Here is a 25,879-nt window from a genome sequence, read left to right as displayed (position 1 = left end):
CTCAGCCGCAGCGGCTTTTCAAGCGCGCCATATCCATTACGTCGACATGGCGGTTGCCGGTAATCGCGATCACCTTATCGGCGCGCAGCCTGGATAGCTGGCGCGACACGGTTTCCAGCGTCAGCCCGAGGAAATCGGCAATGTCGCTGCGCGTCAGCGGCAGATCGAAATGCCGGATCGCTTCGCCCTCGTGGCTTGGGTCGAGATGCGTGGCGATCAGGTAAAGGAAGCTCGCGACCTTTTCCGATGCGGTCTTGCGCCCCAACGTCACCATCCAGTCGCGCGCTTCATCGAGCTCGCGCAAGGTCTGCTGCATCAGCCTGTGTTCGAGGGCCGGATTTTCCGACATCAGCCGCTCGAGTGCTGCACGTGGCACGCGGCATAGATCGACGTCGGACGCCGCTTCGGCCGTAACCGCACTTTCCTTCGTGTAGAGCCGTCCGAGGAAATCGGGCGCAAATTGCAGACCGACGATCTGCTGACGCCCATCTTCCAGCGTCTTGGTCAGCTTCACCACGCCGCGCATCACATTGGCATAAGAGTCTACCGGCTGCGCTTCCGCAGCCAGTTCCGCCCCCGCCTCATGCCGCACTACGCGGGTGATCTTCGATAAAGCGAGCAGTTCGGTTGGCTCCAGAACGCCGCACATGCCGTTGTGACGCGCTTCGCAGCTTTGACACAGCACCGGCGTATCGGAGTTATGGATATCCTTTCGATCGGCCATCATACCTTCCCGACTTCCGCGCCAATCCCGATCCGCTGGCTTCAAGCTGCCTTGGACCGTTCCCGAAATGACGCGCTCCTGCCTCCATGAAAGAGGTTTCAACCTTGATCGAGATCAACAACGCAACGCGCGTTCGAAGCTAAATAACTGTCAGCCCCAGGGAGATCCCAACTGAGATCCCCGAACGAGATCCCCGACAAGAACGGTGAGAGATTCCATGACTACAGACCTCATCGCCCGTTATGCGGGTCCCGTACCCCGCTACACCAGCTATCCGACCGCCCCCCACTTCCATGATGGCGTGACCCAGCAGACCTACGCGCGCTGGCTCGGCGAAATCAACTCGAACGAACCTATATCACTATATCTGCATCTACCGTTCTGCGACAGATTGTGCTGGTTCTGCGGCTGCCACACCAAGCAGGTCGTGCGCTACGACCCGATCGCGGCCTATCTCGATGCCTTGAATATGGAAATCGAAACCGTCGCGCGCCACCTTGGCCGCTCCCAACCGGTTTGCGCCATCCACTTCGGCGGCGGCTCGCCGACCATGATCGAGCCGGTCGACCTGGCCCGGCTGCGCACCACGCTCGACAAGCATTTCACCATTCTGCCGACCTGTGAAATCAGCGTCGAGGTCGATCCCAACGACATCAACCAGGCCCGCCTCGATGGCTGGGGCGCGTTCGGCGCGACCCGCGCGAGCTTCGGCGTGCAGGATTTCGACCTCAAGGTTCAGCAGAGCATCAACCGCCTGCAAAGCTTTGAACAAACCCGCGATGCGCTTGAAGGTTTCCGCCAGCGCGGCGTGCGCTCCGCCAATCTCGACGTGCTCTACGGCCTGCCGCACCAGACGGAAGAAACGCTGGCGGCCACGATCAAGCAGGTGATCAGCCTGATCCCGGACCGCGTCGCCTTGTTCGGCTATGCGCATGTGCCCTGGATGAAGAAGCATCAGACCATGATCGACGAGGCCGCGCTGCCGAACATGGAACAGCGCTTCGCGCAGGCAGCGCTGGGTGCGCGACTGCTCACCGAAGCCGGCTATATCACTGTGGGCATCGACCATTTCGCCCTGCCGAGCGATACGATGGCGCAAGCCGCGCTGAACGGCACGCTGCGCCGCAACTTCCAGGGTTACACCACCGATTCCGCCAATGTGCTGATCGGTCTCGGCGCGTCCTCGATCGGCTCGCTGCCGCAAGGCTATATCCAGTCGATCACCGCCACCGCGCAATATAGCCGCCGGGCGTTGGCCGGCGAACTGCCGGTTGCGCGCGGTTTCGCCTTGAGCGAAGCTGACAAGGCGCGGCGCTGGATCATCGAGATGCTGATGTGCGGCTTTGCCTTCGATGCCGCCGAGTTGCGCAAACTGTTCCCGGCTCAGGCCGAAGCGCTGCTGCGCCAGGCCGCCAGCTTCGTTGCCGCCGATCTCGACGACCTCGTTCGCATGGAAGGCGACCGCTTCATCGTCACCCGCCAAGGCCGCCCCTTCGTGCGCGTCGTCGCATCCTGGTTCGACGATTATCTCGCCACCGGTGCCGCCCGCCATTCGGCCGCTGTGTAAGACACGAACGACCTACGAACTTGCGGTGGCCGGATGCATGAAGCGTCCGGCCATTTTCGTCACATATGCAGCGCGTGCCCGAGCGCCTTCAGCGCCGCTTCCTGCAAGGCCTCGCCGCGCGTCGGATGTGAATGGATCGTCCCGGCAATATCTTCCAGGCAGGCGCCCATCTCGATCGCCAGTCCAAAACCCGCCGCCATCTCCGAAATCCCCGCACCCACGGCTTGGATGCCCAGCACCAGGTGATTGTCCTTGCGCGCGACGATGCGGATGAAGCCGTCTTCGCGCTCCATCGTCATGGCGCGGCCATTGGCGCGGAAGGGGAAGTTCGCGACGATCGTCTCGAACCCAGCCTTCTTTGCTTCTTCCGGCTGCAATCCGGCCGAAACGATCTCCGGATCGGTAAAGCAGATCGCGGGAATGCAACGTTTGTCCCAGCTATCGTTCTGGCCGGCGATCACATTGGCGACCAGCTCGCCCTGCGCCATTGCGCGATGTGCCAGCATCGGCTCGCCCGTCACGTCACCGATCGCATAGATCCCGCGCATGGAGGTGCGGCAGCGGTCGTCGATCTTGATGAAGGCGCGATCCATGTCGAGCGCAAGGTTTTCGAGCCCCAGCCCTTTGGTGAAAGGACGACGGCCGACCGTCACCAGCACCTTGTCCGCCGTGATATGGCGGGTAGCGCCCGACGCATCCACCACCTCGACCGAACCACCCTTTGCGCCCGTCACCTTCGCGCCGGTCAGCACGGTGATGCCGAGTTCATCGAGGCGCTTGGTCACCGGTCCGGTGAGTTCGGCATCGTAAAGCGGCAACACGCGATCGGCCATTTCCACGATGGTCACGGCAGAGCCCATCTTGGAATAAGCAATGCCAAGCTCCAGCCCGATATACCCGCCGCCGACCACGCAAAGCTTTTCCGGCACGGTTTCCAACGCCAGCGCACCGGTAGACGAGATCACATCCTCGCTGAACGGCAGGAACGGCAGCTCGACCGATTCCGAACCCGTCGCGATGATGATGCTTTCAGCGGTGATGGTGTCGCTCTCGCCATCTGCCTTAGCGACCTCGACCGTCTTGCCGTCCTTGAACGTCGCCGTGCCCTCGATCACCCGCACCTTGGCCTTGCGAAGCAGGCCGGCCACGCCGCCGGTGAGCTTGCCCACCACGCCGTCCTTCCACGCCATCGCCTTCGGCAGGTCGAGCTTCGGCGACGACACGGAAATGCCCAGCGCATTGTCTGACGTAAAGCGATGCGCGGCCTCGAACTGTTCGGCAACATGGATCAGCGCCTTGGAGGGGATGCAGCCGACATTGAGGCAGGTGCCGCCAACACGCGCCGCTTCCACCAGGATCGTGTCGAGACCAAGCTGTCCCGCACGAATGCCCGCGACATAGCCGCCGGGTCCACCGCCGATCACCAGAACCTTGCAACGATAGGCAGCCATGCTCAGCCCTCCATGAACAGTAGCGCGGGCTCTTCGAGCAGCTGCTTGATGCGCTGCACGAAGGTCGCGGCGTTCCAGCCATCGACGATGCGATGGTCGAAGGACGAAGACAGGTTCATCATCTGGCGCGGCACGAATTCTCGCCCGTCCCACATCGGCCGGATCTGCATCTTGTTGACGCCGACGATGGCGACTTCCGGATGGTTGATGATCGGCGTGTGCACGAGACCGCCCAGCGCGCCAAGCGAGGTGATCGTAATGGTGGAGCCGCGCAGCTCGTCGCGCGTGATCGTGCCCTTGCGCGCGCTATCGGCCAGCCGGTTCACTTCACCGGCCGTGTCCCACAGGTCGCGCGCTTCGCAATGCTTGACGTTGGCGACCATCAGCCCGGTCGGCGTTTGCACGGCCATGCCGACATGCACGCCGCCATATTGATGCACGACGCCGGCTTCGTCGTCGAAGATCGCATTGACCACCGGCTCGTCGCGCACCGCCAACACCACCGCCTTGATCAGGAAGGGCAGCAGCGTGAGCTTGGGCTGGTCGTCACGCTTGGTTTTGTTCAGCGTCGCCCGTAGTTCCTCGACCTTGGTGACATCGACTTCCTCGACATAAGTGATGTGCGGAATGTGCTTCTTCGACGCCGTCATCTTGTCGGCGATCATGCGGCGCAGACCGACGATCTTGATATCCTTGACCGACGTGTCCGCCGCCAGACCGCGCTTGGCCGAGCCACCGCCTTGACCAGCACCCTTCTCGAACACCGCATCGAGATCGGCATGGCTGATGCGGCCGGCGGGGCCGGTTCCCTGCACCTGGCGCAGATCGATACCGGCTTCCTTCGCGCGGGCGCGTACGGCCGGGGACGCCAGCGGCTTCTCGCCTTCCGCGCGCGGCGCGGATGCACCACCGGTTGGAGCCACCACAGCAGGTCTCGCGACAGGCGCAGGCGAAGCCTTTGCCGCGGCTTCCGGAACGGGCTCGGCCTTCGGGTCCGGCATCGGTGCTTCAAGCGCGGGCGATGCGGCATGCGCGCCGACCGGCTCGGAAGCGACCGGCTCTGGCGTGGCGTCTTCTTCCGAAATGTTGCCCGCGCCGGACACTTCCATACGCACCAGTTCGCTGCCGATCGCGATCTTGGAGCCGACCTCGCCGCCAAGCGACACCACCGTGCCATGCACGCTGGACGGAATTTCCACCGTCGCCTTGTCTGTCATCACGGAGGCGATGACCTGGTCCTCCTGCACCGGGTCACCCACCGCGACATGCCATTCGACGAGTTCCGCTTCCGCGATCCCCTCGCCGATATCCGGCATCTTGATCCTGAGAATACCCATGCGCTCCACCCTTGCCTGAGTCCGCTCGTTCAAAACGAGCTTCCTGTGCATCCTATCCCGATGCAAGCCGGAAAGACTTTCTTTTGATGCGGCTGGGCGGCCACGCAGCAGAAGAGTCTTCGCTGCAAGGATCGTTCAACAGAAGAAAGCGATTGCGCTTGCCATGAACAAGGCAAGCGCATCGCGTTATGGAAGCGGGACGCCACACGGATGCGGCATCCCGGATCGTCTTACTTGGCCGGCTGCTGCGCCTGGGCCTGCGAGGACGCGAAGGTGTCGAACGGAATTTCCGCGACACGTGCCCAGACACCCTGCTTCTGCGAGTAAGGCAGCCAGTTGTCGTAGAACTTCTTGAACTTCGGATTGCTCGCGGCGTACTCGGCGTAAAGCTTGCGCGACTCTTCCAAAGCGGCCTTCAGCACGTCCTGCGGGAAGGGGCGAAGCTGCGCGCCGGAGCCCACCAGTCGGTAAAGCGCATCGGGATTGTTGGCGTCGTATTTTGCAAGGCAGTGCGACATGGCTTCCGAACCCGCCACTTCGAGGGCTGCCTGATACGGCTTCGGCAGCTCGTTCCACTTGTCGAGGTTGACGGCCAGCATGACGTTGGCCGTGCCTTCCCACCAGCCCGGATAATAATAGAACGGCGCGACCTTCTGCAGGCCGAGCTTTTCGTCATCATAGGGACCGGAAAACTCGGCCGCGTCGATCGTGCCGCGTTCCAGCGACGGGTAAATGTCACCGCCACCGATCACCTGCGGCACCACGCCGAGCCGCGACAGGATCGTGCCGCCAAGGCCTGCAATGCGCATCTTGAGACCCTTCAGGTCTTCAAGCGACTTGATCTCCTTGCGATACCAGCCGCCCATCTGCGCGCCGGTATTGCCTGACGGAATGGCGTGAATGTTGTAGTCCTTCATGAACTCGTTCACGAGCTCACGACCACCGCCATAATACAGCCAGCTGATATGCTGGCGGGTGTTCAAGCCGAAGGGCAGCGAAGTGTCGAAGGCAAAGGTCGGGTCCTTGCCGATCGAGAAGGACGACAGCGTGTGCGAGCACTCGACGGTTCCCGCCGTCACCGCGTCGGTAGCCTGCAGCGCCGGCACGATTTCACCTGCGGCGAAGGGCTGGATGGTGAAGTTGCCGTCGGTCAGTTCCGAAACGCGCTTCGACACATCCGTGCTGATGCCGAACAGCGTATCGAGGCTCTTCGGATAGGCCGACGTCAGGCGCCAGCTCACCTTTGGCATCGACTGTGCGATGGCCGGTGCGGCGAGCACGGATGCGGTTGCGGCCGCAGCACCTGCGCTGCCGGCTTTACGGAAAAACGAACGACGGTCCATGGTGTCCTCCCCTGGGATGATAAAAGGCAGTGCCGGGTTCCTCCCGCACCTGCTCAACTCTTGATTACGCTGCTGCCGGGAGCCTGCCTAGGCTGAAACAACAAAAAGCCAGACGTGGCTGAGCGGGTCTCAGCCCGCCGCCGGCCGCGTCCAAAGGGGATCGCCGGCAACCTCCGCTGCATGTTCGCCAAGGCGCGGGCTGGGCCGCGGATCGGCCATCGGCTGGCCGTTGATCAACAACGGCGTTCGCACGCCTGGGATGCTACCTGCCGCCGCCGCTTCGCTCGGCAGATCGAGCCGCATGCCGCGATGCTGAACCTGCGGATCACCGAACACATCGCCGATCGTGTTGATCGGCCCGCCCGGCACGGTGGCGTCTTCCAGAAGCTTCAGCAAGGTTGCGCGATCGAACTTCAGGGTAGCAGAGGTTAGCGCCGGCACCAGCTCGCCTCGGTTCTTCACCCGCAGCGCATTGGTCTGGTACTCCGCCGCTTCAGCCAGATCCGACCGGTTGATCGCATGACACAGGCGGCGAAACTGCCCGTCATTGCCGACTGCGATGATGACGTGGCCGTCTGCCACCGGAAACACTTCATAGGGCGTGATGTTGGGATGGGCGTTGCCGAGCCGCTGCGGCGACTTGCCGGAAACGAGATAGTTCATCGCCTGGTTGGCCAGCACGGCGACTTGGGAGTCCATCAGAGCGCAATCGATATATGCGCCCTCGCCGGTCTCATCGTGCTTGCGCAAGGAAGCGAGGATTCCGATCGTGGCATAAAGGCCCGAAAACAGATCGGCCATGGCATAGCCGGTCTTGGTCGGCTGTCCTTCCGGGTCGCCGGTAATCGACATCGCGCCTGCCATGCCCTGGATCAGGAAGTCATAGCCGGCGCGACTTGCATAAGGCCCGTCTTGGCCGAAGCCGGTGATGGAGCAGTAGATGAGGCGCGGATTGATCTGCTTCAGGCTGGCGTGATCCAGGCCGTACTTCTTCAAGCCGCCGACCTTGAAGTTCTCGATTACCACATCGGCCGAAGCCGCGAGATCGCGCACCAGCGCCTGGCCTGCCGGCGTCGTGAAATCGGCCGTGATCGAGCGCTTGCCGCGGTTGCAGGCATGGAAATAAGCGGCCGAAAGATTGCCGCCATCGGCCGCTTCCACGAAGGGCGGTCCCCAGGTGCGGGTGTCGTCGCCTTCCGGACTTTCCACCTTCACGACATCGGCGCCGAGATCGGCCAGGGTTTGACCGGCCCAAGGACCGGCGAGGATGCGGGCGAGTTCGAGAACCTTGAGACCTTCGAGCGGGCGCGACATCAACAAACTCCAGAATGCTATGCAGGTATCGGTGGCACGCCAGCGCGAGCCGGCGTGCGGTGGCGGGTGTGCAGCAGCTGCACGGTGGATGCAATCTCCGCCTCACGAAGTGCCGCGTCCCAGCCGAGCTCGTGTTCAAGGACCTCCGCCACTTCCCGCACCGTGGCTTCGCCGGCCAAGCCTTCAAAACCCATCAAGGAACGCCGCAAAATCACATCTTCGAGCCGCACGACGCGCTCGTTATGGGCAATCCAGGCGATTTCCTCGCGGGAATAAAGCGGTGCATGAACCAGCGGCGTATCGCCCTCCGCCTTCAGCCAGGCAGCGACCGTCTTGGCTATCGTGCCATAGCGTTCCACCAGCACGGCAGCGCGCTCACGCGATACGCCGCTGCTTTGCACGATGCCGGCATGGAGCAAGGCAATGCCCTTGGCGTCGCGGGGATAACCCACGCCGCCGCCGATCGGGATCGACTCCGTCTTGATCTTGCGCGGCAGCTTCAGCCGCGTCAGCACGGCATCGGCGATCTGCTCGGCGCAAGCGCGATAGGTCGTCCACTTGCCGCCGATCAGCGTCAGCACCGGCGCTTCACGGTCTCCTGCCGGTTCATAGACCTTGAGCACATGATCGCGGCTGATCGCGCCCGATGCTCCGCCCGACGTATGCGGCAGCGGCCGCACGCCGGCATAGGCGAATGTGATGTCCTCGCGCTTGCAGTTCGACTGCGGCATCACAGAGCGCAGCACGTCGAACAGGTAGTCGATCTCGGCATCCGTCGTATCGCGATCATCCGGTTTTTCCGTGCGCAGATCGGTCGTGCCGAGCAGCACATGCCCCGCATCCAGCGCATAGATCAAACAAGCGCGGTGATCCGGCGTTTCGAAATAGAGCATGGTTTCGCCGAGCGATCCCGCGAGATCCGGCCGCGCCAAAACGAGGTGCGAGCCGCGCGTGCCGCCGACCAGCCCTTCATTGATGCCGAGATTGGCATCGACGCTGTCGATCCAGGCGCCGGCGCAATTCACGATCAGCCGGAACCGGCGCTTGATCGTGCTGCCATCGACCACATCGCGCAGCACCGCCTCGCCGTTGGCGAAGCCATCAAGCTTCATGTAGTTGATGCCGATCGAACCGGCGCAATCTTTCTCCGCATCGGCCACGAGTTCCAGCGTCAGCCGTTCCGGGCTCTCGATCTTGGCGTCGTAATATTCGGCGACGATGCGGGTGTCGCCGGTCAGCCCCGGCATCGTTCTCAGCGCCTCTTCGCGCCGGATCAGCCGGTGCTTGGGCATAGAGCGATGCTGCCAGGAAAAGCTGTCAAAGAAGGCCAGCCCGAACTTCAAGATCAGCGCGCCTTTCGGACCGGGATCCTTCACCAGCCGCATGAAGCGCAAGGCCGCCTGCACCGTACCGCCGGCCCAGGACAGCGCCGGCACCCAGACTTTCAATGGCTTTACCTGATGCGGCGCGTTGAGCAGCAGGCGGTCGCGCTCTTCCACTGATTCGCGCACCAGCTTGAACTCGCCCTGCTCCAGATAGCGGATACCGCCATGGATGAGCCGCGAAGGCGCTGCACTCGTTCCGCTGGAAAAATCGGCCATGTCCACGAGGGTCGCGGCCACGCCCTGCGCCGCCAGATCGCGAAAAACGCCGACGCCATTGATGCCGCCGCCGACGATCAGGACATCGCCTGATTCTCCCGACCGCAGTTTTTCCAGCACGTCAGCTCTGGTTTGCATGGCACCACCGTTCAACGCTTCGCAACCGTTCTATAAAGGGCTTCCATTCACGAAAGAAGCGCTTCGCTGGTCCAGCCTGCCCCCAAGCTGTTCTTCCAGATCATCCGAGCCAATGGACCTGCGCGGCAAATTGTCTTTCCCATTTGCCAAGATGGCTTTAAGGGCATTGCTTGCGCAGTCTCCGCGCGCCGTCCTTGCGAGCCATTCCCCATGCAGATTGATCAGACCGCACCAGAAGCGCGCTTCGCCGCGTTTCATCATGGCGCCTTTCTTCGCTATTGGGCGGCTCGCTTCCTCACCACTTTTGCAACACAGATCGTGTCGGTGTCGGTCGGCTGGCAGATCTATGACCTGACGCGCGATCCGTTCGACCTCGGCCTCGTCGGCATCATCCAGTTCCTGCCCTCGCTGCTGCTCGTGCTGGTCACCGGCGCGGTTGCCGATCGCTTCGGCCGCCGCCTGGTGATGGGCCTGGCCGCGCTGCTCGAAGCAGCCTGCGCCCTGGCGCTGTTGCTGCTCACCTGGCACGGCCTCACCGGTCCAGCCGGCATCTTCGCGCTGCTTGCCGTGTTCGGCATCGCACGCGCCTTCTTCGGTCCGGCTTCCGCATCGCTGGTCGCCAACCTCGTGCCGGCCGATACGTTCGCAAACGCGGTCGCCTGGAACTCCTCGGCCTGGCAGACCGCGACCATCGTCGGACCGGTGGCCGGCGGCCTGCTTTACGGCCTCAATCCCGAAATCGCCTACGGCACCGCCACCGCTTTGATGCTGGCCGCAACCGTGCTGGTGTTTACGATCCCCAAGCCCGCGCGGAAGATTTCGGGCGAAAAGCCGACCACGGAAACGCTGTTTGCCGGCTTCCGCTACATCTGGGGTGAAAAGGTCGTACTGGGCGCCATCTCGCTCGATCTGTTCGCCGTGCTGCTCAGCGGCGCCGTCGCCCTTTTGCCGGTCTACGCCCGCGATATCCTCGATCTCGGACCCTGGGGGCTCGGCCTGCTGCGCGCGGCCCCCGGCGTCGGCGCGATCCTGGTTGCGGTATGGCTCGCCGGCCATCCGATCCGCGATCATGCAGGCCGGATCATGTTCACCTTCGTCGCTCTATTCGGTTTGGTGACGATCGTGTTCGGCGTGTCCACCACCACCTGGGTGTCGATCCTCGCTCTGGCACTGCTTGGCGCCACCGACATGGTCAGCGTCTATATCCGCGAAACGCTGATCCAGCTTTGGACGCCGGACCAGGTGCGCGGCCGCGTCAATGCCGTGAACAACGTCTTTGTCGGCGCATCCAACGAGCTCGGAGAGTTCCGCGCCGGCACGATGGCGGCGCTGATCGGCACGATGCCGGCCGTGGTGTTCGGCGGCGTCGGAGCCATTGCGGTGGCAGGCATCTGGGCCTGGGCCTTCCCGCAACTGCGCAAAACGCGCCACCTTAACGGGCGCGTTTAAGCGACAAACGAAGCGTTATTCCGTCTGGGAAAGCGCTAGCGCGTCCAGCCTCGGCGTGCGTCCACCGGCACGCGTGCGCAACTCGGTGCGGGTGCGGCTGTCGACGCCCATCAGCTCGGCAACGCGCCACACCGTATTGTCTTCCAGCTCGTGCACTTCGCCATCGGCAAACACGATCTGCCACATCAGCTCGATGAAGCGCGCGCGCTGTCCCTCATCGAGCCGCCGCGTCAAGACACTGGTGAAGGCATAAAGATCGACGGCCTCGCGCTCGGCTTCCTCGCCCGCCGCCAAAACCGCATCCAGCTCGCTGCCTTCCAAACCGAAGCGCTTGCTCAGCGCCTGATGCAGCAAACTATGCTCGTTTTCGCTGCGTACGCCATCGGCGTCCATGACATGAAGCAGGAGCGCGGTGGCGGCGACGCGCGGATCGTCTTCGGTCACGCCTGCTTCCGTCGTGCCGCCAAACGGCAGACCTTGCAGAAAGGAAACCAGCCGTTCGAACATCCGCTTAACCCCTGGGAGCCGAAGCCCGTTGTGTGGTGGGTTAAACCTATGGGTGCAAGGCAAGGGCGGCAATGTGCCCTTCGCAACAAAGATCAGGCTGCGGCCCGGAAGTCACAGTGAGGGTTAACGAGACCTCAGCTTCAGAACAGGCGGAAACGCGCCGGTTCCTTCTTCTCATCATCGGCGACACCCGGATCATCCGGAAGGCGCGTCAAGGCGATCGGCTTGTCGTCATCCTCGATCGGCTGCGCATCGTCGATGCTGCGATCGGCTTCAGACGCGGCAAACGCTTCTTCCGCTGAAATCTCCTCCGGCTGAGGCTCGGCTTGAACCACGGCTTTCACCGGCGCAGGCTCTTCAACCACAGTCGGCTCGATCTCAGCTTCGGCCACAGGCTGCGTGGCGTCCACCACAGTCGGCGGCGGCGCGCCAACGGCAACCGGCAAGCTGACGATCGCCGGGTGGATCTCGGCCTGTTCAGGCTCCTGTTCAGCCAAGTCCCGATGATCCTCGATCACCGGCGCAGCGCGTTCAACCGGCGTCTTCCACTCGAACACATCGAAGCGACCGCTGATCGGCGAAACCGGCGCCCAGGTGTCGAAGATCATGCCATCCGCCGTCCAGGCCGGATCGCGCTGCGCGCGCACGGCCTTGGACAGATATTCGCGGATCTTGCCCTGGTTGCGCACATCCGCTTCTTCGACATCAGCGAGCAACAGATACACGCTTTCGCGCGGCTCCAACCGCAGGGCGGTCTCCGCCTGTTCGCGCGCCAGCCTGAACTCGCGGGCGTCGAGGGCGGCACGAGCCACCACAAGCGATGATTCCACATTGTTGGTGCGCAGCGCCTGCAGCTTCTGCGCGCGTTGCAGGCGATCATGCGTGGAATTGCCGGGGCGAGCAAAAACATAGGCCTGCGCCACTTCCGGATGCGGATTGCGCTTCCACACATGCTCCAGGATCTTGGAGCCACGGCGCAACTCGTCGCCACGGAAATAAGCGCGCGCGGCAATCACGGCTGCCGGCACGAATTCTGGCTGCAGACGGTTGGCCTCGATGGCTGCCGCCTTGGCCTGATCGAACTGGCTTTCAAACAGCGTCATCGCCTTGCCGGTCAGCATCACCGCCTTGCGCCGATTCAACACGTCGCGGTCGATCTGCTTGGTGGATTTCTGCGCGTCCACGATCTTAAGCGCCGCATCCCAGTCGCCCTGCGCGACCTTTTCTTCCAGCGTGGCGTCGGACGCCCAGGCAAGCTGCGGCGCCACGGCAGCCGCACGGCCGGCATAATGGCGGGCAGCCGCGTGGTCGCCGTGGCGCTCAGCTTCGAGATACAACCCGCGCAGGCCCAGCAGCCGCATTTCGGGATCGTCGAGCATTGCCTCGAACTTCTTGCGCGCGCCTTCGTGGTCGCCTTCCAGCATCGCCGTTTGCGCGTCCAACAGATGTACCAGCGGTTCCTGGTCGGCATTGATCAGCTTGGCCGCTTGCTTGCGCATCGACTTGGCCTTGGCCGCATCGCCCGAGCCGGCCGCGATCAGGCCGGTCGACAGTGCCTGATAGCCCCGGTCGCGCCGACGCGTGCGGAAATAGCGCGTGACGGTATATGGGCATCTCCAAAGACCCTTGAGCACCCACCAAAGCAGCATCACGCCGGCAACGATCGCCACCACGGTGACGGTCGCGACCATCAAGGACACGCGATACTGATAACCGCCAAAGGTCATCATCATTTCGCCGGGGCGGTCGGCCAGCCAGGTGAAGCCGAGACCAAAGGCGAAAACAGCAATCAGAAAGACAAGAAGACGGATCATGAAGGGCGTCCTCAGGCCTTGAGCGCTTCGGCAAGCGCCTTGCCGACCAGATCGTCCGCAGCCTGACGGGCGCGGACCTTGGCGATGAAGTCGGCACCGGCGCTCTTTGAGCCAGCCGGCAGCGTATCGTATTCGGCAATCGCCTTTTCATAGTCGCCGGCCTGCACGGCGGCTTCCAGGCGAGCCACGATCGCACCGGGCTCATTGCCCTGAACATTGGCGCCAACCGGGCGAACTTCCACGAGATCGGTCGCACTCGACCACAGCCGCGACACCACGCCGGCATTCTCCGGCTCGGTCTTGCCGGCAGCCACCATCGCGCTTGTAGCCCCCGTCAGTTCTGACGAGATTTCTGCCCGCGTCGGCACGCCACTTGCGGCCATGCCACGCAGCGTGTCGGCTTCCGGCGCATTGGGCGCCACCGCGACATAAGCGTCGAACTCGGTCTGGAACGGCTGGCCGCGATCGATCGCCGCCTTCAGCGCCGAAGCAGTGATCGCCAACGCCAAACGCGGATCGTTGGCGCGCTCTTCCACCCGCTGGCTCAAAGTCGCAAGCGACTGCTGCAATTCGGTGAGGCGTTGCTCATCCGCGCTGCCTGCCTGGTTGGCAGCCTGGCTTGCCGCTTGCAGGGACTGTTCCAGCGCATCGATGCGGCCGTTCAGCGGCTGCAGATCGACCGTCTGTCCACTGCCGCCGCCGTTCTGGCTGAGCTGCTGCACCTGTGCGGCCAGTTCGTCGATGCGGCTGGTGAGTGCCTGCGTATCCGCACCCCCGCCTGACCCTTCCCCGCCACCCTGCTGCAAAGCCGCTACTTGCGTGCGCAGTTGCTCGATCTCGGCGGAAACATCACTATTGCCGGCCGCGACCGGGGCCGTGTTGCGGGCAGCCTGAAGCTCGCCGACCTCGGCGCGCAAGGCTTCCAGATCGGCGGTCGAAGCGCCGCCGCTTACCGGTGCATCATTGTCGTGAAGACCGCTTCCCAGCAGCATCGAACCGCCAAGCGCCAAGGCGCCACCAATCAAACCGGCTGCCAGAAGCGAACCGAACCCGGCTCCGCGACGGGCCGGCGTTGCAGGCTCGGCGGTCACCGTGGACGCTGCCGCGGTTGGATGCACGGGCGGCTTTTCGTATTCTGGATCGTCATAGGCGGCAGGTGTCTCGTAGGGATTGTGGGTTTCAACAGGGGCCGCTTCGACCACCGTTTCCTTGTCGGTTTCCCGGCTGGATATGGTGTCGCGATCTTCAGCCGGACGATCTGCATGCAGCATGTCGCTGGTGGATTGTGCCGGCTGATCGCCGTCATCCAGATGCAGGATCGGCGAATCCGCATGCGTGTCGACCAGCGCTTCATCGGCAAGCGAGGGTTCGGACTGGAACGGCTCGCCACCAGTGCGATCGGCCTGCGCATCCGAATACACCTCGCCGGCCCGGGTCGCTGGACCGCGCTGCGGCTGGCCGGAGAGATCCGTCCCTTCTGTTTCGGTGAACGAAGAAGCGCCCCCTGTGGGGGAGCCTTCAAACGGACCGCCATCGCCAGGCGAAGCCGCGATCTTGGCCTCTGACGCATCCAGATCGATGGTGACGGGCTCCCGGCTGCTCTTTGAGTGCCGTGTGCTCGGCTTTTTCACCATGCTTCCCGTCTCCGCTCTGGTTTTCGGCACGCTGCCGGACAGACGAACATTTCGATATCACGATCTAGAACAGGAGGGTCACCTGAAAAGGGGTGCGGCGGCAAGCCCGGAGTCGCAGGCGCGGCTCAATGCGGGCCGGATGGCCTTGCAAAACGTCCATCGAGGCGAGCGAGCAAGCTTGGTTCATCCGGTGTCGCGGCAACGGCCATGCGCAGATCGTCGGGTAGGGCCTGAGCAACATTGGCGGACAGACACACGAAGACAGCGCTTCGCCACAGTGCGCGCTCAAGTTTGCCGAAGACATCCATCAGCGCTCCAGCACTCTCGGCAGAGTAAACCAGAACGGCATCAAAGCCGTGCCGCGCCAACGCGTCCAGTTCAGCCGGATCGGGAGCGAGACGAACCGTCGCATAGGTTTCGACCACTTGGACTTGCCGCCCAGCCTCCAACAGCGTCGCCTCCAGAACCGGCTTGCGCGGCGTCCCGCAGAGATAGGCGACCCTTGCATCGGCCTGCGTGCGCGCAATCAGCGTTGCCGCAAGCAGAGCCGCCGTACCGCCAGCATCTTCGGCATCGCTCAGCCCAGCTGCCCGCGCCGCCTCCGCCGTTCGTGCGCCGACCGCGAACACCGGACGCCCTCGCAGCGCCGCGATCAGCTCCGGCGAAGCATGGCGCACGGCGTTCGAGCTGGTTACGGCAACACAATCGACAACAGTTGGAAGACCCGCGCCTTCCACCGCCCGCACTTGCGTCAGCGGCATCACAATCGGTTCATAGCCCCGCTGAAACAGCGTCTTTGCCGTGCGCGACGCACCCGGCTCGGGCCGCGTGAGAAGAACGCGTGCCCTTCTCACCGCCGTTTACCAGGTCGTGAAGAAGCTCGGTCCGGCGCGCTCGCGCAAGATCCGCGCGGCTTCAACGCCCACCGCCACGACATCGCCAACGGACCCATCGACGCGCGTTTCATGCGCTTCCGTACCGTCCGGCGTCAGGATCATCCCGTGCAGTGAAAGCGTGTCGCCATCAACCACCGCATGCCCGGCGATCGGCGTCTTGCACGACCCATCCAACGCACCGAGGAAAGCGCGCTCGGCCGTCAGCGCCAGACCGGTCTCGCGATGATGGATCGGCGCCAGGATCGCGTTGATCCGCTCGTCGCCGCGCCGCGATTCGATGGTGATCGCGCCTTGACCCGGTGCCGGTGGGAATGTGTCGAGCGGCAAAAGCTCGGTAGTCGCCGCTTCCAGCCCGAGTCGCTTCAGGCCCGCCTGCGCCAGCAAGGTCGCATCCACCTCACCCGCTTCCAGCTTGGCCAGCCGGCTCGGCACATTGCCGCGAAACAGCACCACGTTGAGATCGGGCCGCATCCGACGCAACAGCGCCTGCCGCCGCAAGGAGGCCGAACCGATCACCGCACCCTTAGGCAAGCCGGCGATCGTGGGCGCAGCCTTGCCGATAAACGCATCGCGCGGATCTTCGCGCGGCAGAAACGCGGAAAGCTCGAGCCCTTCCGGCAAAACAGTCGGCATGTCCTTGGACGAATGCACGGCGAGATCGAGCCGGCCTTCGATCAGCCCTTCCTCAATTTCGAGCGTGAACAGGCCCTTGCCGCCCACTTCCGAGAGGGGCCGGTTGGTGATGCGGTCGCCGGTCGTGGTAATGACCACGATCTCGAACGCGTCTTCGGCCAAACCATGCGCCGCCATCAACCGCGCCCGCGTTTCCCGCGCCTGCGCAAGAGCGAGATCGCTGCCCCGGGTGCCGATGCGGATGGGCTGTGTTTGCATGATGAACTCGGTCCGTGATACGCGCGCTCGGGAAAAAACCCGAGCCTTTGTCTTTGTGCTTCTCCTACCGGGGAACGCCGCCAGCGGCAATGATGGAGCCCAACCCGTGACAATCCGCGTCCTCGGCATTGAAACGAGCTGCGACGAGACCGCCGCGTCGGTCGTGCTGCGTGAGGACAACGGGCAGGGCACCATCCTGTCCAACGTCGTGCTCAGCCAGATCGCCGATCACGCAGCCTTTGGTGGCGTCGTGCCGGAAATCGCCGCCCGCGCCCATGTGGAAGCGCTCGACGATATCGTCGCCGCAGCCCTCGAAGAAGCCAACCTGACGCTCACCGATATTGACGCCGTCGCCGCCACCGCTGGTCCCGGCCTCGTCGGCGGCCTCATCGTCGGCCTGATGACCGCCAAGGCGCTCGCTGCCGCTGCCAACAAGCCGCTTCTGCCCGTCAATCATCTCGAAGGCCACGCGCTCACCGCCCGCCTCACAAACGGCGTTGCTTTCCCCTATCTACTGCTGCTCGTGTCCGGAGGACACACCCAGCTCGTTCTGGTGAAGGGCGTCGGCCACTATGAGCGCTGGGGCACCACGATCGACGACGCGCTCGGCGAAGCCTTCGACAAGACCGCCAAACTCATCGGCCTGCCCTTCCCCGGCGGACCCAATGTCGAGATCGCAGCCCGTGATGGCGACGAAACCCGCTTTGCCTTTCCGCGCCCGCTGAAGGGTGAAAAGCGGCTCGATTTCTCCTTTTCCGGTCTCAAGACCGCCGTCCGCCAAGCCGCCACCGCCATCGCGCCTTTGTCGCCCCAGGACCGCGCCGACATCTCCGCCTCCTTCCAGCGCGCCATCGTCGACACGCTGGACGACCGCGTGTCGCGCGCCCTCACCCGCTTCCGCGAAACGTTCCCCGATGCCGCCGAACCCGCGCTCGTGGTCGCCGGCGGTGTTGCCGCCAACCAGGCCGTGCGCGGCGGCCTGACAAATCTCTGCGCCCGCCACGGCTTTCGCTTCGTCGCCCCGCCGGTCAAGCTGTGCGGTGACAATGCCGCGATGATTGCCTGGGCCGGTGCGGAACGCCTGGCGCTCGGCCTCCCTCACGAAGACCCGATGCGCTTTGCGCCGCGCTCCCGCTGGCCCCTCGACGCCCAATCGGCTCCGGTGGTCGGTTCCGGTCGGCGCGGAGCGAAGGCATGAACGGATCGCGCATAACCGTTCTCGGCGGCGGCGCCTGGGGCACCGCGCTCGCCAACACCTTCGCCGCCGCCAACCGCGACACACTGTTATGGGCGCGCGATACTGAGACGGTAAACGCCATCAACAAAGGCTCGGCAAACCCGCGCTATCTCCCCGGCATCGCGCTCGATCCATCGCTGCGTGCCACAACCGAGGCAGCCGAAGCCCTGCAAAATGCCGGCACCATCCTCGCCGTCGTTCCCGCGCAAACGCTTGGGCTCGTCCTGCAATCCCTCGCCCAACATATCCCGGCAGGCCTGCCGATCGTGATCTGCGCCAAGGGCATCGAGCGCACCACTGGCCGCCTTCCCTCTGACGTCCTGCAAGCCACCCTGCCCGACAATCCGCCTGCTGCCCTGTCCGGCCCAAGCTTCGCGACCGATCTCGCCCGCGGCCTTCCCACCGCCGTCACCGTCGCCGCCCGTGACCGCGACCTTGCCGCAACGCTTGCCGCCAACCTCTCCACCCCCCGCTTGCGCTGTTATTCCGCCGATGATCTCACCGGCGTGGAAATCGGCGGCGCGTTGAAGAACGTGCTGGCACTCGCCGCCGGTGCAGCCAGCGGTGCCGGGCTCGGCGCCAGCGCACAGGCCGCCCTCATCACGCGCGGTTTCGTGGAACTGCGCCGCATCGGTGAAGCGCTTGGCGCGCAGGGCGAAACGCTGATGGGCCTGTCCGGCCTCGGCGATCTCATGCTGACCTGCGGCTCCGGCCAGTCCCGCAACTTCGCTTACGGCGAAGCGCTCGGCCGTGGTGAGCCGCTCGACAATCGGCCCCTCGCGGAAGGCGTAGCAACCGCCACCATCGCCGCCGCCATCGCCCACAAGCACGGCATCGCCGCCCCCATCATCTCCGCCGTGGATGGCATCCTGAAGGGCGAGCACAGCATTGCCGAAGCGGTGGAAGCGCTGATGACACGCCCGCTCAAGCACGAAGCGGATTGACCGCTTTCCGCTCTTGGATCAGTGAAGCCGCATAAGGGAGATCGCCCATGAATTACGCCATCTATTGCACCGACAAGCCGGGTCATCTGGCTGTCCGCATGGACAACCGCCCGGCCCATGTCGACTACCTCAACACCCTCAATGCCGAAAACAAGCTCGTGCTGGCCGGTCCGACGCTCGGCGAAGACAACAAGCCCACCGGCTCGATCGTGATCGTCGAAGCCGACAGTTTAGAAGAAGCCCAAGCGCTCGCCGCCAACGACCCCTACGCCAAGGCCGGCCTGTTCGAAAGCGTCGAGATTCGCGGCTGGAACTGGGTCTTCAATAAGCCGGACGCGCAATGAGCGAGCAATACTGGCTGTTCAAGTCCGAGCCGAAAACCTGGTCCTGGGACCAGCAGAAGGCCAAGGGCGAAGCCGGCGAGACATGGACCGGCGTGCGCAACTATCTCGCGCGCAACCACATGCGCGCCATGAAGATCGGCGACCGCGGCTTCTATTATCATTCCAACGAAGGTCTCGAAATCGTCGGCATCGTCGAGGTCTGCGCCCTGTCTCATCCCGATCCCACCACGGAGGATCCGCGCTGGGACTGCGTCGATATCCGCGCCGTCCGTGACATGCCTAGGCCCGTGACGCTGAAGGCCATCAAGGCCAATCCCAAGCTGTCCGATATGTCGCTGGTCACCTCCATGCGCCTGTCCGTTCAGCCGGTGAAGCCAGACGAATGGGCCGAAGTCTGCCGCATGGGCGAGCTCGAGGACTGAAACGATGGCGCTGACGCCGGAAGGCGCCTGCGCCTTTATCCTCGCCAACACCGAACTGCTCGCGCCCCCGCATGTGCCGGAACTCAAGCTGCATCTCGCCACCGAAGCGCATGATCTCTGGCTGAGAACCGAAGACGAGCTTCAGGAAATCGGCCTGCCGCCGCCCTTCTGGGCCTTCGCCTGGGCCGGCGGCCAGGGGCTTGCCCGCTATATCCTCGATCACCCGGAAACCGTTCGCGACAAAACCGTGCTCGATTTCGCCTCAGGCTCCGGCCTGGTCGGCATTGCCGCGCTCAAGGCCGGCGCTGCCCACGTCCTCGCCGCCGACATCGACCCCTTCTGCGCCGCCGCAATCGCCCTGAGTGCAGAAGCCAACGCTGTCCCGATCGACATCACCATCACCGACCTGATCGACCACGACGACAGTTGGGACGTCGTTCTGGCCGGCGACGTCTTCTACGACCAAGCCTTCGCCCAGCGCCTGATGCCCTGGTTCGAGCGCCTCGCCGCCCGCGGCGCTACCGTCCTCGTCGGCGACCCCGGCCGCTCCTATCTGCCGAAAGACCGGCTGGTGTCGCGCGCCGTCTACGAAGTCCCAGTCACCCGCGCCCTGGAAGACGCGGAAGTGAAGCGCACGACAGTCTGGGCGCTCCGCTAGGAACCGTTCGGGCGCTCCGACACCTTATTGGCCGCAGCCAGCCTGGCATCCCATGCGTCCATCGCGAGATCGGCGACGGCTTGAAGCTCGGCTCCGCTCGCACCGTCGCGCGCGAGAATGGACATGCCGGCCTGCGTGGTCTGCACAAAACGGGCAAGCGCATGGCGATCGACGGACGCAGGGATCTCGCCTGCATCCGCACCGGCGTCGAGGCGCGCAAGGAGACACTCCAAGGTCTGCGCCCGCGCCGCACGAACGAGTTCGCCCAGCGCCTCATGCCCCTCACTCCCAACCTGGGAAAGCGTGATCATGCAACCGCGCGGGATATCGGCGACGCAGCCGGTAAGGGCGGCCGCCGAGTCCGACAGCAGCGAATACACCGCCCCGCGCGCCGTCTCAGCGACCCGGAACGCGGCCCAGACATAGGCCTCGTTATCCCGGGCATAGCGTTGCAGCGCTTCGGCATAAAGCGCCTCTTTCGAGCCAAAGGCAGCGTAAAGGCTCGGTGCACCAATACCAAGTTCCGCCGTCAGGTCGGCGATCGAGGTCGCCTCGTAGCCGCGTGTCCAGAACAACCGCACCGCCTTGCCAAGCGCCGCATCACGATCGAACGCACGCGGACGTCCACGCTGCCGCGGCCCCGGTGTGTCAGCAATCGCCGTCTCGTCAGATTTCTGCATTGCTCACTACATAATAGGATTGACGACGTGCAGCAAGCTGCTTAAACTTTCTATATCGATCGATACAGAAAGCAGTCCAATGAACCAACTCAACGGCAAAAAGGCGCTGGTCACCGGCGGATCCCGCGGCATCGGTGCAGCGATCGCTTTGGCACTCGCCGAGCAAGGCGCGGACGTGGCCTTCACCTACGCTCGGTCGCCGGAACGCGCTGCCGAGGTCAAACAAGCCATCGAGGCCGAGGGGCGAAAAGCGGCAGCGATCCAGGCCGATGCGGCGGATCCGAAAGCCATCCGGCGTGCCGTCGACGATGCAGCAGAGGCTCTTGGCGGCCTCGACATCCTCGTCAACAATGCGGCAATCGCAACCTATTCAACGATCGCGGATGTGAGCGCCGAGACCATCGACGAACTCTTCGCCATCAATGTGCGCGGTGCGATCCTGACGGCCCAAGCAGCCATGCAACATCTTCCGGCAGGCGGACGCATCATCACCATTGGCTCAGGCGGTGCCGACCGCATCGTCGGCGATACCGGTACCATCTATTTTATGACCAAATCTGCGCTGCAGACTTTCACACGCGGCCTTGCGCGCGAGCTTGGCCCCCGCGACATCACGGCCAATCTCGTTCAGCCGGGATCGACCGATACCGACATGAACCCGGCCGATGGACCCTTCGCCGACTTCCAGAAGAGCCTGATCCCGCTCGGCCGCTACGGCACCCCCCAAGACGTCGCCGCCGCCGTCGCCTTCCTCGCCACCCCCGCCGCCCGCCACATCACCGGCGCCATCCTCAACGTCGACGGCGGCCAATTGACCTGACAAACGCGTGGTGCGTGACTTCCTTTTCTCCTCACAAGGGGAAAGGGCCGCGCGCTCGACCGTCACATCCCCTTCGTCATCCTTGGACGGAACCGCGGAGAAAGCGGAGGCGCAGACCCGAGGATGACGAAGTGGGACGGGTGCGGCTAAATCCCTGATCTTGCTGAGAACGCCATCTTTGAGGCATCTTTTTTGTCCACGCCCCGACCTATCCCTCTATCCTCCCCCCATCGCCCTTGTCGGGAACTCTGGTGCGCACCGGGGATCAGAGGAGGGCGGCGGTGTCCGGGCTGGTTGCGCTGCGGTAGCGTGATCTGGAGGTAGCCAGTCCTTCCCAAGCCCGGGCCACGAACCGGTTCAGTGCAGGTTCGGACCTTTCCCATGGGGAGAGCCATCCGACCAGCCCACCGGTTTCGCGGCAAAAACACCGACGGACGCGAAATTTCCGCGCCGTACATAAATTCAATCAGAGGCGCGGGATTTTGCGTCCGCTTCCCGAACTTTCATGGTCGGGAAGGCGAGAAGCCGTGCCTGCGCCCAACCTGTGAACAGGCAGCCACTTCGGCAACCCTGTGGTCTTTGACAATCAAGCAGACGGCTGTGAGAAGCCTGCTTCATCAGGGCGGTGCGTCCTTCGAGGCTCGCCCGGATAGCTTGGCGGAACGCCTTTGAACCTGCGTGGGCTCGCACCTCAGGATGAGGACCGCTGTGCTTCCTCTGTCGTCAAGCAGAGGCCACCATGACGTCGTCATCCTCGGGCTTGACCCGAGGATCCATGCCTGAACGATCATTATGGATCCATGCCAGGCGAGCCTCGAAGGACGCACCTCACCTACTCACCTACTCACCTACTCACCTACTCCCCTCCTTCACCCCCTCCTCACCTCCAGCACCGTGTCCCGCGACAATCGCGGCAGCAACCGCGCCATTACCGCATGCGTCACCGCCACACAGCCCTGTGTCGGCGTGAAACCCGGTCGTGCCAGATGAAAGAAGATCGCGCTGCCGCGTCCGCGCTTTCGCGGCCGGATGTTCCAGTCCAGCACGATGCAGGCATCATAGAGCGTATCGTCGCGGCGCATGCACTCGTGGCTGGCGCCATAGGGGATGCGGACTGGGCGGTTGTAGTTGCGGTCATCCGGCACTTCGCACCAGCCGAGATCGGCGGTGATGGGCGCAAGCGGCAGGCGGCTACGACGGGCGAAGCGGTTGTCGCGCAGATAGCCGGACAAGAGCCGCATGGGCCCGAGCGGCGTTCCGCCATCGCCTTCGCGCTTGTTGGCCGTGATGCCGCCGCGGCCGAGCGCGCAAGGAAATACCACACCGTCGGCCACCAACAGCCCTTGGGTCGGCTTGCCTGGCCGCGGCCGAACCGTGATGCGCTTGATGAAGCTGTGTTTTTGCCTGGACACCTGCACCGGAACTCATCACCATCGGACACATCGCCGTGATCGGCCTATCGCTGATGGCGAGGTTCAGCATATTGCCAAAATCGTCAAGCTTCTCATTTGATGATTTGAAACAATGGATTGATCGATGACTTCTCGCACCATCCTCATTGTCGACGACGACGACGACCTGCGCAGCACACTGGCCGAGCAGCTCGGGCTCTATGAGGAGTTCGAGGTGATCCAGGAGCCGACCGCCACCAAGGGCGTGAACACCGCGCGCGGCCGCACGGTTGATCTGCTCATCATGGATGTGGGTCTGCCAGATATGGACGGGCGCGAAGCCGTCAAGCTCCTGCGCAAGGGCGGCTACAAGGCGCCGATCATCATGCTGACCGGCCAGGATACCGATTCGGACACGATCCTGGGTCTGGAAGCCGGCGCCAACGATTACGTCACGAAACCCTTCCGCTTCGCCGTGCTGCTGGCCCGCATCCGCGCCCAGCTGCGCCAGCACGAGCAGAGCGAAGACGCGACCTTCACCGTCGGCCCCTACACCTTCAAGCCGAGCCAGAAGCTCCTGCTCGACCAAAAGGGTGGCAAGATCCGGCTGACCGAAAAGGAAGCCTCGATCATCAAATATCTCTACCGCGCCGAGCAGAAGGTCGTGACCCGCGACATCCTGCTGGAAGAGGTCTGGGGCTACAATTCGGGCGTCACCACCCACACGCTGGAAACGCATGTCTATCGTCTGCGCCAGAAGATCGAGCGTGATCCTTCCAATGCCGAAATTCTTGTGACAGAAAGCGGTGGGTACAAGCTCGTTCCGTGATCCTCTGGAAATCCTTCCAAGACCACGAGGGGGAGGAACAGGCACCGGGGATTAACCTGTGCCGGGGATTGAATTGTGAATGGCGCTGGATGACGATATCCGGGTTCTGGCCGGCCTAGCGCTGTTCGAGGGCTTTGCCCAGGAACAGCTCCGCCTCCTGGCATTCGGCGCCGAAAACATCTCCGTTGCCGCCGATCGTCTGATCTATGCCGAAGGTGATTCGGCCGATTGCGCCTTCGTGGTGACATCCGGCACGGTCAAACTCGTGCATGGCACCGGCGACACGGCCGTCGAACTGCAAACCCTCGGTTCCAACACCCTGCTCGGCGAACTCGCTTTGATCGCCGACACCTCGCGCCCAACCAGCGCGGTTGCCGCCACCGATGTCGAGCTGATCCGGCTGAACCGCCGCCTGTTCCGCCGCATCCTCGAAGAATATCCGGAGCTCGCTGCTTTGCTCCACAGCCGCATCTCCGCCGAGCTTCAGGAACTGGTTGCGCGCATCGCCCAGCTGGCCGACCGCTTCGAGGATTAAGCGGCGTCAGGCATCGAGTACAAAGATGTCGTTGCCCTCGACATCCGCTTCGATCCGCAGCCAGCCAAGCCCCTCGTAGAACGACGCTTTGGAAGGCTCGCAATACAGATACAGCCGGGTGATCCCGGCCGCGAAGGCAAAGTCGGAAACGTGGCGCACCAGCCGTGAGCCGACGCCGCAGCCGCGATGCTCCGCTTCCACCCACACCGCAGCCACCCAGGGTGAGTAGTTGGGCCGGGCATCCATGTCGTGGGCGATGATCGAAGCCGTGCCGGCAAAGCGCTCGCCGCGATGGGCTACGAAGGTAGACGGCACGACAGACGGTCCGAGACCGTCGTGCACCAAAGCCGTCAGGTCTTCCAGCGAAACGCCGGCATCGCGCCACCAGGCCGTCCAGATCCGGTCCGCCACATCGGGAACGCGGTCGGGACGATCGCGCAGATCATCGATGCGGATCGTTTCCGGTTCAGGCATCGAGGTTGAAGCGCGCGATCACCGGAACATGATCGGAGGGACGGTCCCAGCCCCGCGCATCGCGCACCACTTCGATATCGGTTAGCAGCGGCGCCAAGTTGGCCGAACCCCAGACATGATCGAGCCGCCGGCCCCGATTGGACGCAGCCCAATCCGCAGCGCGATAGCTCCACCAGGTGAACAGCTTTTGGTCGGCGGGAACATGGTGGCGCATCAGGTCTTCCCACTCGCCGGCACGGCGCATGGCTTCAAACGCCTCGGTTTCCACCGGCGTGTGGCTGACGATCTTCAGCATCTGCTTGTGCGACCAGACGTCGTTTTCCAGCGGTGCAATGTTGAGATCGCCCACCAGGATCGACGCGGAGTTGTCTGATGACAGCGCCTTGAAGCAGCGCATTTCCTCTACGAAGTCGAGCTTGTGGCGGAATTTCGGGTTTGTCTCAGGGTTGGGCTCGTCGCCGCCGGCCGGGACATAAAAATTGTGCAGAAGGATGGACTTGCCGGCGATATCGATGCGAGTCGACATATGGCGGGTGTCGCCCATGTCGCAGAAGTTGCGCTTTTCCTCGATGTCGATGCGGTGCTTCGCGACGGTCGCGACGCCATGATAGCCCTTCTGCCCATGGAAGGTGACGTGCTCATAGCCGATCGCGTGGAAGGCCTCGGTTGGAAACAACTCGTCGGGAACCTTGATCTCCTGCAGGCACAGGACATCGGGCTGGTAGGTCTGCAGGAAGCGTTCGACAATCGGCATACGCAGCCGCACGGAGTTGATGTTCCAGGTGGCAAGCGTGAAGGGCATGAAAAAACAATCAGACTGGTTGTGGAAAGCGGCGCGACCCTGCCAGCCTCTCCCTTGAGTGACAACCCCGGCGGCTC

Annotated in this window: 25 protein-coding genes; 10 read left to right on the top strand and 15 right to left on the bottom strand. The window is 63.7% G+C overall.

The annotated features are described in order from the left end of the window. Position 1 precedes the first annotated feature (1 nt). Positions 2-724: a Crp/Fnr family transcriptional regulator gene (locus IE166_RS13530; protein ID WP_280514883.1), complete on the bottom strand. Its 723-nt coding sequence runs from the start codon at positions 722-724 to the stop codon at positions 2-4. A gap of 217 nt (positions 725-941) precedes the next feature. Between IE166_RS13530 and hemN the strand changes: the two genes are divergently transcribed. Then, complete coding sequence (gene hemN / locus IE166_RS13525) at positions 942-2,291, top strand: oxygen-independent coproporphyrinogen III oxidase (RefSeq protein ID WP_189504661.1); 1,350 nt, start codon at positions 942-944, stop codon at positions 2,289-2,291. A 59-nt stretch (positions 2,292-2,350) separates the two neighbouring features. Here the strand turns inward: hemN and lpdA are convergent, their stop codons facing one another. The 5 genes from lpdA to IE166_RS13500 form a co-directional block, all read right to left on the bottom strand. Then, positions 2,351-3,742: a dihydrolipoyl dehydrogenase gene (gene lpdA, locus IE166_RS13520; protein WP_189504659.1), complete on the bottom strand. Its 1,392-nt coding sequence runs from the start codon at positions 3,740-3,742 to the stop codon at positions 2,351-2,353. Between the two features lie 2 nt (positions 3,743-3,744). Beyond that, a complete protein-coding gene (locus IE166_RS13515) occupies positions 3,745-5,079 on the bottom strand; it encodes a dihydrolipoamide acetyltransferase family protein (protein WP_189504657.1) in 1,335 nt (444 codons plus the stop codon). Between the two features lie 230 nt (positions 5,080-5,309). Then, the gene (locus IE166_RS13510) at positions 5,310-6,422 is read right to left on the bottom strand and encodes a TRAP transporter substrate-binding protein (RefSeq protein ID WP_189504656.1); all 1,113 of its coding nucleotides are present in this window, start codon (positions 6,420-6,422) and stop codon (positions 5,310-5,312) included. A gap of 129 nt (positions 6,423-6,551) precedes the next feature. Then, positions 6,552-7,736 (bottom strand): CaiB/BaiF CoA transferase family protein, encoded by a 1,185-nt coding sequence (locus tag IE166_RS13505; RefSeq protein ID WP_189504654.1) that lies wholly within the window; start codon positions 7,734-7,736, stop codon positions 6,552-6,554. Between the two features lie 17 nt (positions 7,737-7,753). Next, positions 7,754-9,475 carry a glycerol-3-phosphate dehydrogenase/oxidase gene (locus IE166_RS13500; protein ID WP_189504652.1) on the bottom strand — a complete coding sequence of 574 codons (1,722 nt, stop codon included), beginning with the start codon at positions 9,473-9,475 and terminating at the stop codon, positions 7,754-7,756. 210 nt (positions 9,476-9,685) lie between these two features. Between IE166_RS13500 and IE166_RS13495 the strand changes: the two genes are divergently transcribed. After that, on the top strand, positions 9,686-10,924 hold the full coding sequence (locus IE166_RS13495; protein ID WP_189504650.1) for an MFS transporter: 1,239 nt from the start codon (positions 9,686-9,688) through the stop codon (positions 10,922-10,924). 15 nt (positions 10,925-10,939) lie between these two features. Here IE166_RS13495 and IE166_RS13490 read toward each other — a convergent pair whose 3' ends face one another. From IE166_RS13490 to hemC, 5 genes are all read right to left on the bottom strand, one after another. Beyond that, a complete protein-coding gene (locus IE166_RS13490) occupies positions 10,940-11,431 on the bottom strand; it encodes a tellurite resistance TerB family protein (protein ID WP_189504648.1) in 492 nt (163 codons plus the stop codon). A 140-nt stretch (positions 11,432-11,571) separates the two neighbouring features. After that, positions 11,572-13,245: a heme biosynthesis protein HemY gene (locus IE166_RS13485; RefSeq protein ID WP_189504646.1), complete on the bottom strand. Its 1,674-nt coding sequence runs from the start codon at positions 13,243-13,245 to the stop codon at positions 11,572-11,574. 11 nt (positions 13,246-13,256) lie between these two features. After that, positions 13,257-14,879 (bottom strand): COG4223 family protein, encoded by a 1,623-nt coding sequence (locus IE166_RS13480; protein WP_189504644.1) that lies wholly within the window; start codon positions 14,877-14,879, stop codon positions 13,257-13,259. Positions 14,880-15,004: 125 nt separating this feature from the next. Beyond that, positions 15,005-15,733: a uroporphyrinogen-III synthase gene (locus IE166_RS13475; RefSeq protein WP_189504642.1), complete on the bottom strand. Its 729-nt coding sequence runs from the start codon at positions 15,731-15,733 to the stop codon at positions 15,005-15,007. A 6-nt stretch (positions 15,734-15,739) separates the two neighbouring features. Then, positions 15,740-16,666, bottom strand: a complete 927-nt coding sequence (gene hemC / locus IE166_RS13470; RefSeq protein ID WP_189504640.1) for a hydroxymethylbilane synthase — start codon at positions 16,664-16,666, stop codon at positions 15,740-15,742. A gap of 112 nt (positions 16,667-16,778) precedes the next feature. Between hemC and tsaD the strand changes: the two genes are divergently transcribed. Genes tsaD through IE166_RS13445 form a run of 5 tightly spaced genes read left to right on the top strand, consistent with a single transcriptional unit; the run spans position 16,779 to position 20,271 of the window. Beyond that, positions 16,779-17,864 (top strand): tRNA (adenosine(37)-N6)-threonylcarbamoyltransferase complex transferase subunit TsaD, encoded by a 1,086-nt coding sequence (gene tsaD, locus IE166_RS13465; protein WP_189505967.1) that lies wholly within the window; start codon positions 16,779-16,781, stop codon positions 17,862-17,864. Next, on the top strand, positions 17,861-18,847 hold the full coding sequence (locus IE166_RS13460; protein WP_189504638.1) for an NAD(P)H-dependent glycerol-3-phosphate dehydrogenase: 987 nt from the start codon (positions 17,861-17,863) through the stop codon (positions 18,845-18,847). The genes tsaD and IE166_RS13460 overlap by 4 nt, the downstream gene beginning before the upstream one ends. 47 nt (positions 18,848-18,894) lie before the next feature. Continuing rightward, complete coding sequence (locus IE166_RS13455) at positions 18,895-19,191, top strand: YciI-like protein (protein ID WP_189504637.1); 297 nt, start codon at positions 18,895-18,897, stop codon at positions 19,189-19,191. Then, positions 19,188-19,613: an EVE domain-containing protein gene (locus IE166_RS13450; RefSeq protein WP_189504635.1), complete on the top strand. Its 426-nt coding sequence runs from the start codon at positions 19,188-19,190 to the stop codon at positions 19,611-19,613. Before IE166_RS13455 ends, IE166_RS13450 begins: the two co-directional genes overlap by 4 nt. Before the next feature lie 4 nt (positions 19,614-19,617). Beyond that, positions 19,618-20,271 (top strand): class I SAM-dependent methyltransferase, encoded by a 654-nt coding sequence (locus tag IE166_RS13445; protein WP_189504633.1) that lies wholly within the window; start codon positions 19,618-19,620, stop codon positions 20,269-20,271. Here IE166_RS13445 and IE166_RS13440 read toward each other — a convergent pair. Then, the gene (locus IE166_RS13440; protein ID WP_189504631.1) at positions 20,268-20,951 is read right to left on the bottom strand and encodes a TetR/AcrR family transcriptional regulator; all 684 of its coding nucleotides are present in this window, start codon (positions 20,949-20,951) and stop codon (positions 20,268-20,270) included. The two genes, IE166_RS13445 and IE166_RS13440, sit on opposite strands and share 4 nt — an antisense overlap. A gap of 79 nt (positions 20,952-21,030) precedes the next feature. On the opposite strand from IE166_RS13440, the gene IE166_RS13435 reads away from it, so the two are divergent. Then, positions 21,031-21,771: an SDR family NAD(P)-dependent oxidoreductase gene (locus IE166_RS13435; protein ID WP_189504629.1), complete on the top strand. Its 741-nt coding sequence runs from the start codon at positions 21,031-21,033 to the stop codon at positions 21,769-21,771. Between the two features lie 869 nt (positions 21,772-22,640). On the opposite strand, the gene IE166_RS13430 is transcribed toward IE166_RS13435, so the two are convergent. Then, positions 22,641-23,183 carry a L,D-transpeptidase family protein gene (locus tag IE166_RS13430; protein WP_244641465.1) on the bottom strand — a complete coding sequence of 181 codons (543 nt, stop codon included), beginning with the start codon at positions 23,181-23,183 and terminating at the stop codon, positions 22,641-22,643. Positions 23,184-23,307: 124 nt separating this feature from the next. Here IE166_RS13430 and IE166_RS13425 point away from each other — a divergent pair, with 124 nt between their 5' ends. Both IE166_RS13425 and IE166_RS13420 read left to right on the top strand, forming a co-directional pair. Beyond that, the gene (locus IE166_RS13425; protein ID WP_189504627.1) at positions 23,308-23,991 is read left to right on the top strand and encodes a response regulator transcription factor; all 684 of its coding nucleotides are present in this window, start codon (positions 23,308-23,310) and stop codon (positions 23,989-23,991) included. A gap of 79 nt (positions 23,992-24,070) precedes the next feature. After that, a complete protein-coding gene (locus IE166_RS13420) occupies positions 24,071-24,526 on the top strand; it encodes a Crp/Fnr family transcriptional regulator (RefSeq protein ID WP_189504625.1) in 456 nt (151 codons plus the stop codon). 6 nt (positions 24,527-24,532) lie between these two features. On the opposite strand, the gene IE166_RS13415 is transcribed toward IE166_RS13420, so the two are convergent. Then, entirely contained in the window at positions 24,533-25,000 is a 468-nt protein-coding gene (locus IE166_RS13415) for a GNAT family N-acetyltransferase (RefSeq protein WP_189504623.1), read from the bottom strand. Further along, complete coding sequence (locus IE166_RS13410) at positions 24,993-25,802, bottom strand: exodeoxyribonuclease III (RefSeq protein WP_189504621.1); 810 nt, start codon at positions 25,800-25,802, stop codon at positions 24,993-24,995. Before IE166_RS13410 ends, IE166_RS13415 begins: the two co-directional genes overlap by 8 nt. Between the last annotated feature and the right edge of the window lie 77 nt (positions 25,803-25,879).

Origin of the sequence: Tianweitania populi (assembly GCF_014652875.1) — a bacterium.
Lineage (GTDB): Bacteria > Pseudomonadota > Alphaproteobacteria > Rhizobiales > Rhizobiaceae > Tianweitania > Tianweitania populi.
The sequence above is the reverse complement of the archived record's forward strand: the minus strand, read 5'-3'. Positions and strand labels throughout refer to the sequence as shown.

Excerpts from the sequence above, each read along its gene's own strand:
- IE166_RS13530 (WP_280514883.1), bottom strand. The coding sequence starts at position 724 with ATGGCCGATCGAAAGGATATCCATAACTCCGATACGCCGGTGCTGTGT.
- hemN (WP_189504661.1), top strand. The coding sequence starts at position 942 with ATGACTACAGACCTCATCGCCCGTTATGCGGGTCCCGTACCCCGCTAC.
- lpdA (WP_189504659.1), bottom strand. The coding sequence starts at position 3,742 with ATGGCTGCCTATCGTTGCAAGGTTCTGGTGATCGGCGGTGGACCCGGC.
- IE166_RS13515 (WP_189504657.1), bottom strand. The coding sequence starts at position 5,079 with ATGGGTATTCTCAGGATCAAGATGCCGGATATCGGCGAGGGGATCGCG.
- IE166_RS13510 (WP_189504656.1), bottom strand. The coding sequence starts at position 6,422 with ATGGACCGTCGTTCGTTTTTCCGTAAAGCCGGCAGCGCAGGTGCTGCG.
- IE166_RS13505 (WP_189504654.1), bottom strand. The coding sequence starts at position 7,736 with ATGTCGCGCCCGCTCGAAGGTCTCAAGGTTCTCGAACTCGCCCGCATC.
- IE166_RS13500 (WP_189504652.1), bottom strand. The coding sequence starts at position 9,475 with ATGCAAACCAGAGCTGACGTGCTGGAAAAACTGCGGTCGGGAGAATCA.
- IE166_RS13495 (WP_189504650.1), top strand. The coding sequence starts at position 9,686 with ATGCAGATTGATCAGACCGCACCAGAAGCGCGCTTCGCCGCGTTTCAT.
- IE166_RS13490 (WP_189504648.1), bottom strand. The coding sequence starts at position 11,431 with ATGTTCGAACGGCTGGTTTCCTTTCTGCAAGGTCTGCCGTTTGGCGGC.
- IE166_RS13485 (WP_189504646.1), bottom strand. The coding sequence starts at position 13,245 with ATGATCCGTCTTCTTGTCTTTCTGATTGCTGTTTTCGCCTTTGGTCTC.
- IE166_RS13480 (WP_189504644.1), bottom strand. The coding sequence starts at position 14,879 with ATGGTGAAAAAGCCGAGCACACGGCACTCAAAGAGCAGCCGGGAGCCC.
- hemC (WP_189504640.1), bottom strand. The coding sequence starts at position 16,666 with ATGCAAACACAGCCCATCCGCATCGGCACCCGGGGCAGCGATCTCGCT.
- IE166_RS13460 (WP_189504638.1), top strand. The coding sequence starts at position 17,861 with ATGAACGGATCGCGCATAACCGTTCTCGGCGGCGGCGCCTGGGGCACC.
- IE166_RS13455 (WP_189504637.1), top strand. The coding sequence starts at position 18,895 with ATGAATTACGCCATCTATTGCACCGACAAGCCGGGTCATCTGGCTGTC.
- IE166_RS13450 (WP_189504635.1), top strand. The coding sequence starts at position 19,188 with ATGAGCGAGCAATACTGGCTGTTCAAGTCCGAGCCGAAAACCTGGTCC.
- IE166_RS13445 (WP_189504633.1), top strand. The coding sequence starts at position 19,618 with ATGGCGCTGACGCCGGAAGGCGCCTGCGCCTTTATCCTCGCCAACACC.
- IE166_RS13440 (WP_189504631.1), bottom strand. The coding sequence starts at position 20,951 with ATGCAGAAATCTGACGAGACGGCGATTGCTGACACACCGGGGCCGCGG.
- IE166_RS13435 (WP_189504629.1), top strand. The coding sequence starts at position 21,031 with ATGAACCAACTCAACGGCAAAAAGGCGCTGGTCACCGGCGGATCCCGC.
- IE166_RS13425 (WP_189504627.1), top strand. The coding sequence starts at position 23,308 with ATGACTTCTCGCACCATCCTCATTGTCGACGACGACGACGACCTGCGC.
- IE166_RS13420 (WP_189504625.1), top strand. The coding sequence starts at position 24,071 with ATGGCGCTGGATGACGATATCCGGGTTCTGGCCGGCCTAGCGCTGTTC.
- IE166_RS13415 (WP_189504623.1), bottom strand. The coding sequence starts at position 25,000 with ATGCCTGAACCGGAAACGATCCGCATCGATGATCTGCGCGATCGTCCC.
- IE166_RS13410 (WP_189504621.1), bottom strand. The coding sequence starts at position 25,802 with ATGCCCTTCACGCTTGCCACCTGGAACATCAACTCCGTGCGGCTGCGT.